Source organism: Adhaeribacter sp. (genome assembly GCF_057359045.1).
The window spans coordinates 1-5,902 of record NZ_JBMQUD010000112.1; the positions used below are offsets into that span (position 1 = coordinate 1).

Genomic DNA, 5,902 nt, shown 5'->3' on the forward strand with positions numbered 1-5,902 from the left:
CCGGTTAAAAAATCTGGGCTTTAAGCTTTTTAGCATGTCGGGTAAAGTCTGATTCAGCGGTAAAACTGGGGAAATTATAATTAATTTTACCTAAAATTTAACCAACAAGTTACTTATAGTTACAAAAACACAAATTTATCTAATAATTTTATAATTAAATTGGCAGCAAATTTCAGTACATAAAATAATTAATTTATACCTGGCTTAATTTCCGGCCATGCTCTTATTGGGTTGGGCGCTGGTGTTTCCAGCGGCGGTGCGACCACAAATAATCGGCCGGATAGCGTTGCACCCAATCTTCCAGTTTGCGGGCGTAAACTTCAATTACCGCATAACCATCTGCGGCGACCACTTTCCCGGGTTCGGCCAATAATTCAAAAGTGTATTCGTAGTAGCCTCGTTTAATTTTGCGCCCCCCTACAAATACTACCGGGTACTTAAAAGCGGCCGCCAGTTTATCGGCACCCACGTAAAAAGCCGTATCCTGGTTTAAAAAGTTTGTCCAGTATTGTATTTCGCCGCGGGGCGGAATCTGGTCGGAAAGTAAACACAGGATGCGGGGTTCCTGCCGGTGCCGGAGCAAATGCCGCAATACTTCTTTCATGCGTACCGGGTAAGCCCCCAGCCGGCTCCGCAAAAACCGCAGGTAAATTTCAAAGAAAGAATTACTCAAGGGTTTATACACGCCATCCATGGGGGCCGTAAAAACCGGCGGCGATGCAGCCAGTTCCCATTCCCAGTTGCCGGCATGGGAGCTTAAAGCAATAACCGAACTTCCAGCATCTATGTATTGTTGTAATACAGAAGTGTGGCGGTAAACTACTCTTTTCTGCAACTCGGCGGCCGAAATACTGCCCAGCTTAATCGTTTCAAAAATAATATCAGCCAGGTTACGGTAAAATTGTTTGGCAATTACCTCAATATCAGCAGTTCCTTTATCAGGGAAAGAATTCTTTAAATTTGTATAAACAACTTTCCGGCGGTAGCGTATGCCATAATAAAGCAAAAAGTATACGGCATCGGCCAATACATACAGGACGCCAAACGGTAAATGCGACAAACCTTGCAGCAAAAACCAGAGCGGGTAATCCCGTTTGCGCAGGTTTAGTTTTTTAAGCACGATATTTGTTCTTGTAAAAAGTAATTCTTAATTTAAAATCGAATTAAGATAAAATTGTGCTAATATAGCAAAAGTCAAAAGGCTGCTGCTTAAACTCCATGATTTTATTAACCGAAATACAATATAACCCAAGTATCTCATATTTTGAGCGGGTGCTCCGGGCCGATAGTATTTTAATTGAACAACACGAACATTACATTAAACAAAGTTACCGCAATAGGTGCCGGATTCTGACGGCGCATGGTCCGCAGAATTTAACTATTCCGGTAAAGAAAGGAAACCGAAAAACCAGAATAACCGAACTAGAAATTGATTACAGTCAGAATTGGATAAACGTGCACTGGCGCAGTATCCGGTCGGCGTATGGCAGTGCCCCGTTCTTTACTTACTACAGCGATTACCTGCACCAGATTTATGCCGAAAAAACCAGGTACTTATTCGAATTAAATTTGCAGCTTTTGCGTTTTTACTTTAAATGCCTGAATATTAAAAAACCGATTTCGTTTACCCAATCGTATATTCCGACGTATCCGGAAGAGGTTGCCGATTGCCGGGGTAAGATACATCCCAAATTAAATTCTGCCATTTTGGACAATAAGGCATACAATCAGGTATTTGGCAAACAATTTGTACCTGACTTAAGTATAATTGATGTATTGTTTTTACAAGGCCCGGAAACTGTATTTTATTTGCAAGTTACCCCTGCCGCCCCCGAAATATAAAAAAGCACTGCTTGTTATGTAGAGAGGCAAAAGCTGTTGGGCAAGCATCAAATAAAACTAAACTTTACTTACTTTTTATTTTTTAGAATATAAATGGAAGCTAAATTCTCAAATAGAGTGAAAGAGGTAATCTCGCTCAGCCGGGAGGAGGCTATTCGCCTGGGGCATGACTATATAGGTACCGAGCACTTATTATTAGGCATGATCCGGGAAGGCGAAGGCACCGCCATTACCTTGTTAAAGAAACTTGGCGTCTCGATAGACGAACTTAAATATGCTTTGGAGCAGGCTACCCGCAATACCGCATCGCATAATACCAGTATTACCGGCAGCATTCCGCTTACGAAGCAAACCGAGAAAGTATTAAAAATTACGTACCTGGAGGCAAAGATATTTAAGAGTGATATTATTGGTACGGAACATTTATTACTCTCCATCCTGCGGGATGAAGATAATATTTCATCACAAACCCTAGCCAAATTTAACGTGAACTACGAAGCAATCAGAGACTCCTTGGATTATCAGAACAATAATCCAATGGCATCGTCGGACACCGATGATGATAACGATAACGATAAATTATTTGGCAGCTCCAGCTCTTCTAAGGGCAGCACTGCTAAAAAACCCGGCGAAAAATCGCGTACCCCGGTACTCGATAATTTTGGCCGCGACCTGACTAAGCTGGCCGAAGACGATAAACTGGACCCAATTGTGGGCCGGGAAAAAGAAATTGAGCGGGTGGCCCAGGTATTGAGCCGCCGGAAGAAAAATAACCCAATTTTGATTGGTGAACCTGGTGTAGGTAAAACCGCTATTGCCGAAGGCCTGGCGCTGCGCATTGTGCAGAAAAAAGTATCGCGTGTGCTGTTTAACAAACGCGTGGTTACCTTAGACTTAGCCTCGCTAGTAGCCGGTACCAAATACCGCGGCCAGTTTGAAGAGCGGATGAAAGCCGTAATGAACGAGCTGGAAAAATCGCCGGATGTTATTTTATTCATTGATGAGTTGCATACCATTGTGGGCGCCGGTGGCGCTTCCGGATCTTTGGATGCCTCTAACATGTTTAAACCGGCTTTGGCCCGCGGCGAAATTCAATGCATTGGCGCCACTACTTTAGACGAATACCGTCAGTACATCGAGAAAGATGGTGCTTTGGCCCGTCGTTTCCAGATTGTAATGGTAGATCCAACTTCGCCGGAAGAAACCATTGAGATTCTGAACAACATTAAAGATAAATACCAGGATCACCACCACGTAATTTATACCGACAAGGCCATTGAAGCCTGCGTTAAATTATCGGATCGGTACATGAGCGACCGTTTCTTACCAGACAAAGCCATTGATATTCTGGACGAAGCCGGTGCCCGCGTACACATTAACAATATTGTGGTACCGGAAGATATTCTTAAACTGGAAGAGCAAATTGAGAATATTAAAACCGAGAAAAATCGGGTAGTTAAGAGCCAGAAATACGAAGAGGCCGCGCAACTGCGCGATAAAGAAAAACGCCTGCTCGACCAACTAGATGTAGCGAAGAAAAACTGGGAAGACGAAACCAAGAAAAAACGCTATACCGTTAAAGAAGAAAACGTGGCTGAAGTAATTGCCATGATGACCGGTATTCCGGTAAAACGGATTGCTCAGAACGAGGGTCAGAAATTACTAAACATGGGCAATGAGCTTCAGGACAAAGTAATTGGCCAGGAAAAAGCCATCAAGCAACTGGTAAAAGCTATCCAACGGACCCGCGTAGGTCTAAAAGACCCGAAAAAACCAATTGGTTCTTTTGTATTCTTAGGCCCAACCGGGGTTGGTAAAACGGAGCTAGCCAAAGTATTGGCTACCTATTTGTTTGATAAAGATGATGCGCTGGTGCGCATTGATATGAGCGAATACATGGAGAAATTCAGTGTATCGCGTTTGGTTGGAGCGCCTCCGGGATACGTGGGTTACGAAGAAGGTGGTCAGTTAACGGAGAAAATCCGCCGGAAACCGTACAGTGTTATCTTGTTAGACGAGATTGAAAAAGCGCACCCTGATATTTACAACCTGTTGTTACAGGTACTCGACGATGGCGTTTTAACCGATGGTTTAGGCCGGAAAGTAGACTTCCGGAACACCATTATTATCATGACATCGAACATTGGGGCCCGTGATTTACAAGATTTTGGAGCGGGTATTGGTTTCTCTACCAAAGCCAAACAAGATAACCTCGACGACATCATGAAAGGAACCATTTCCAATGCGTTGAAAAAAACTTTCTCGCCGGAATTCCTGAACCGTCTGGACGATGTGATTGTGTTTAATTCTTTGGGCCGGGAAGATATTCATAAAATTATCGATATCTCCTTGAGCAAGCTGTTTAACCGCTTAGAAACCCTGGGTTACAAAGTAGAACTGACCGATAAGGCAAAAGACTTTGTAGCCGAAAAAGGTTATGATCCTAAGTATGGGGCACGGCCGCTGAACCGGGCTATCCAGAAATATTTGGAAGACCCAATTGCCGAAGAGATCTTAAAAGCCGATGTAAATGCCGGTGACATTATTATTGCCGACCACGAAGATGACAAAGAAGTTTTAACGTTCCGCTCCGAAAACAGCGGTAAACCAAAGCTTCCCGAAGAATCTTCAGAATCTACTCCGGCCGATCCTAAAACCGGTGAATAAATTATTATTGGTAAAAAAAGGCTGGCTTAGTTGTCAGCCTTTTTTTTTGCTTCAACAAGAATAAAATAGCCTGTTTTTCAGGAATAAACAGAAGAGTTTCCTAAATTTGGAGATTCTTGTAGATACAACTTTTGTATGTCAGAGACCAAAGCGTTAAGTAAAATTCAGATACTCGAACAAAAAAATGCCGAAGCTTTACTAGGAGGTGGAACAGACCGCATAGAAGCCCAACATAAAAAAGGTAAACTTACTGCCCGCGAACGCATTGATTTACTCATGGACCCTGGTTCTTTTGAGGAAATCGGAAAATTTGTCATGCACCGCTCCAAAGATTTTGGCTTGGATAAAGAATATTATTTAGGCGACGGCGTAGTAACGGGCTACGGCACCATAAATAACCGCTTGGTATATGTATTTTCCCAGGATTTTACCGTTTTTGGCGGCTCCTTATCCGAAACCCACGCCGAAAAAATTGTTAAAATAATGGATTTGGCCATGAATAACGGCGCACCATTAATTGGCCTAAACGATTCTGGCGGTGCCCGTATTCAGGAAGGTGTGGTTTCTTTAGGCGGCTATGCCGATATTTTTTACCGCAATACACTGGCCTCAGGCGTTATTCCGCAAATTTCGGCAGTTATGGGTCCTTGTGCGGGAGGCGCAGTTTATTCGCCGGCTATTACCGATTTTATTTTAATGGTTGAACAAACCTCGTACATGTTTGTAACGGGGCCAAACGTAGTAAAAACTGTTACGCACGAGAACGTTACCGCCGAAGAACTAGGTGGGGCCAGTACCCACAGTACCAAAAGTGGCATAACGCATTTTTCTTGCGCCAACGAACTGGAGTGCATCCAGAATATAAAAAAATTACTTAGTTATATTCCGCAGAACTGCGAAGAACCAGCCCCTGCCCTGTCCTACCAGCCTGAAGCCGACGAGAGCCGCCAAGTATTAAATAATATTATTCCGGAAAACCCCAATCAGCCTTACGACATGCGTGAGGTTATTTTGGGTATTATAGATGAAGGCAGTTTTTTTGAAGTTCATCAGAATTTTGGCGAAAATATAGTAGTGGGATTTGCTCGACTGGCCGGCCGCAGTATTGGTATTGTAGGCAACCAACCGGCGGTTTTAGCCGGCGTTTTAGATATTAATGCCAGCACCAAAGCTGCCCGGTTCGTACGTTTTTGCGATTGCTTTAATATTCCCTTGCTGGTATTTGAAGACGTTCCCGGTTTTCTTCCGGGCACTGACCAGGAATGGAATGCTATTATAAGCAACGGGGCAAAACTTCTTTATGCTTTCAGCGAAGCAACCGTACCGCGCATTACGGTAATCACCCGAAAAGCATATGGTGGAGCATATGATGTGATGAATTCAAAACATATCG

The 5,902-nt window shown here is 43.4% G+C and carries 4 protein-coding genes; 3 read left to right on the top strand and 1 reads right to left on the bottom strand.

Annotation, left to right across the window (positions count from 1 at the left end; genetic code table 11):
• Nucleotides 1-223: 223 nt before the first annotated feature.
• On the bottom strand, nucleotides 224-1,120 hold the full coding sequence (locus ACO1R6_RS16975) for a lysophospholipid acyltransferase family protein (protein WP_486266195.1): 897 nt from the start codon (nucleotides 1,118-1,120) through the stop codon (nucleotides 224-226).
• 98 nt (nucleotides 1,121-1,218) lie between these two features.
• Here ACO1R6_RS16975 and ACO1R6_RS16980 point away from each other — a divergent pair, with 98 nt between their 5' ends.
• The 3 genes from ACO1R6_RS16980 to ACO1R6_RS16990 form a co-directional block, all read left to right on the top strand.
• Nucleotides 1,219-1,842: a WbqC family protein gene (locus tag ACO1R6_RS16980; protein ID WP_486266196.1), complete on the top strand. Its 624-nt coding sequence runs from the start codon at nucleotides 1,219-1,221 to the stop codon at nucleotides 1,840-1,842.
• Between the two features lie 93 nt (nucleotides 1,843-1,935).
• On the top strand, nucleotides 1,936-4,509 hold the full coding sequence (locus tag ACO1R6_RS16985) for an ATP-dependent Clp protease ATP-binding subunit (RefSeq protein ID WP_486266197.1): 2,574 nt from the start codon (nucleotides 1,936-1,938) through the stop codon (nucleotides 4,507-4,509).
• A 135-nt stretch (nucleotides 4,510-4,644) separates the two neighbouring features.
• Nucleotides 4,645-5,902, top strand: a 1,258-nt coding sequence (locus ACO1R6_RS16990; protein WP_486266198.1) for an acyl-CoA carboxylase subunit beta, incomplete at its 3' end; no start/stop codon positions are given.

What these genes read in the sequence shown, in the direction of transcription:
- ACO1R6_RS16980 (WP_486266196.1), top strand. Translation starts at nt 1,219, where the DNA reads ATGATTTTATTAACCGAAATACAATATAACCCAAGTATCTCATATTTT.
- ACO1R6_RS16985 (WP_486266197.1), top strand. Translation starts at nt 1,936, where the DNA reads ATGGAAGCTAAATTCTCAAATAGAGTGAAAGAGGTAATCTCGCTCAGC.